The following is a 653-nucleotide window of genomic DNA, read 5'->3' on the forward strand; positions in this document are numbered from 1 at the left end:
TCATGATCTTTTCTACCGTTAAGTCTGAAGTTTGCGCATAGCAAAAATTGAGGCTGATAAATGCCAGCAGGCATAGTAGGTTTTTCATATTGCGAAGAGGTGAATTTTGGAATGGCAATATAAAAAATCCGCAGGAATAAGTATGAAAACAAAAAGGCACCCGAAAATGGAGTGCCTTAGATTCTATAGAGTTTAATTCACTCTTTCTTTTGAACCTTCCGTGGAGGTGGGAACATATTTCAAAAGAGTCTTAATAGATCTTAATTCGAAAATTCCATTTTCGATATATGCCTTATGGCGTAAAAGAATTTCCCTGCAGGAACCTTCATGAATTTGACACAAAGCATTTTGATATAATTCCAGACTGTCCTTATTGATCTTTAAGGCTTTTCTAACAGCAGAAGCCTGATCATCCATACCCTGTTCCATCCTGTTTCTCTCATAGGAGGTAGAAGACATGTAAGGCTCCTTACCGCCATAATAGGAGATCTCCTCTGCTATTTCCATAGCAAACTGGGAACGCCGGGAAGCCACATTCTGGAAATAGTATTTTAAAGAAGCATCTTCGATGTTTTCTGCCAATTTACGGCAGTGCCTTGCCACCTTGAAATTATCCTCAAGGAGCTGGCGAAGGGAACGTTCTCTTATTTTTG

1 protein-coding gene is annotated in these 653 nt (G+C 39.4%); it reads right to left on the minus strand.

The window, feature by feature from the left end; genetic code table 11:
* Positions 1-192 precede the first annotated feature (192 nt).
* Positions 193-653: DUF2383 domain-containing protein (locus HC175_RS16120; protein WP_168139423.1), on the minus strand; the 461-nt coding region annotated here is incomplete at its 5' end.

Source organism: Salinimicrobium oceani, from assembly GCF_012037645.1.